This window comes from Lacihabitans sp. LS3-19 (assembly GCF_024343575.1).
Taxonomy (GTDB): Bacteria; Bacteroidota; Bacteroidia; order Cytophagales; family Spirosomataceae; genus Leadbetterella.
Window position 1 is genome coordinate 1 of record NZ_RJUA01000078.1, and the last position, 2065, is coordinate 2065.

A 2065-nucleotide genomic window follows, 5' to 3' on the forward strand; every position below is an offset into this window, starting at 1 on the left:
GTTTTTGCAAACGATACTTTGACTTGGAGCGGTTTATCTATCGCTTCGGGTGGTTCTGTGGTATTGACTTATGAAGCTACTGTTTTGGCTCCTGGTGTGGGTATTTCCTTTACCAATGTCGCTCAAGTGATTGCTTCTGACCAGTTTGACCCGAACTCAACGCCTGACAATGACGTAACTACGGAAGATGATTATGATTCCGTGACCCCTAGTGCTCAGATCGCGGATTTGAGTTTAACTAAAACTATAAGCAATTTAAATCCAATTGTGGGAGATGTAGTCATTTTTACATTAACCATCAATAATGCTGGGCCTGATTCTGCTACGAATGTTTCCATTGGAGATGCTATTCCAAATGGCTATGGAAACATTACCAACATAAGCAATTCTGGAAATTTATTAGTAGATTCTTTGGTATGGAATATTCCTACAATTTTGTCAGGAAATTCTCAAATACTAACTTATAAAGCTACGGTTTTGCCTCCTTTATCAGGCATTAGCTATACCAATATTGCACAAGTAGTAGGCGTAGACCAATTTGATCCAAATAGTACGCCAAACAATAATATTCCAACGGAAGATGATCAAGACCAAGTGGTAATAACTTTAGATAATAGTATTCCAATTGCAGTGGCAGGAACAGGCTTTACCATTACTTGCGTTGATAATACTTTAGGACAAGAAATTGGAGAAATAGCTGAAATTGGTCATACCTATAGCTGGTCGCCATCAATTGGACTTAGTGATGCTAATATTTCTAATCCGATCGCTTTGCCTTCAATAACCACGATTTATACGGTTACAAAAACCAATATTGTGAATGGATTTACGGCAACTGCATCAATTGTTGTAGCTGTAGATACGATTATGCCATTGCCTACAATCTTGGGTAATGATACTATTAGTGTCCTTCAAAGCAATGTTCTAAGAATTGCTCAAGGAGGAGAATCATATCTTTGGTCTAATGGATTAGGAACCAATGATACCGTAAGTATTTCTACGCCTGGCATTTATACCGTAACGGCAAAAAGCTTAAACGGTTGTACAGCAACGGCTACAACAGAAGTTATTGAAGTAAGATTTGGTTCCATTGGAGATTTAGTTTGGGCAGACTACAATAACAATGGCGTGCAGGAGCTTACTGAAAGTTTTATGGATAGTATTAAAGTTTACCTTTACGACGGAACTGGAACTGTGTTGTTAGATAGTACAATTTCAGATATTAATGGAAAATATCTATTTGATTCTTTGCCTTCTGGGAACTACAAATTATTCTTTAAAACCCCATCTGAGGCTATGGTTTCACCTCAATATAATGGAATTGACACCTTAGATAGTGATATTAATACGTCGGGATGGACTGAAACAATTAGCATTGATGTTACTAAACCTGTCAATGATACTTTGAGAAACAATACCAAAAAAGACGCTGGATATGTTCCTTATGGCTCTATTGGCGACTATGTTTTTGAAGATAAAGACTTTTCAAATACACAAAATGCTGGGGATACCCCATTGCCAAACGTTACGGTGTACTTACTCAATGCGTCAGGTGTAATTATTGACACGACAGTTTCAGGAATTGATGGAAAATATGTATTTAACAATGTAATTAACGGCGATTACCGTCTCCAATTTGTTAAACCAGTAGGAATGAATGCTGATTTGAAAAACATTGGCTCAGATTCTGAACTCGACTCAGACGCCGATCCAATTACTGGAATCACTGATTTGTTTAATGTGAATACAACATTGACCTTAAATGACCCTCTCAGAAATCTAAATGCTATGGACGCTGGATTTAATTTTTATGATCCAAAAATTAGATTGACTAAAGATGGAGTTTTGGTAGGAACAGGCTTAGTTGGAGATAAAATCACGTACGGATTTACGGTATTGAATACTGGAAATATCACGTTAAGCAATGTTTTCATTGAAGACACTTTGATTTCTAACAGTCCAATCAGTGTTTCACCAAACGTGTTGGCACCAAACCAAACTGGATTTGCAATAGCACATTATACCTTACTAGCTGCCGATATTGAAAGAGGCTATGTTGCAAACT

At 37.2% G+C, this 2065-nt stretch carries 1 protein-coding gene; it reads left to right on the top strand.

Annotated elements, in window-relative coordinates; genetic code table 11:
- The coding region (locus EGI22_RS15435; protein WP_310588170.1) for an SdrD B-like domain-containing protein at positions 1–2065 on the top strand (2065 nt) is incomplete at both ends.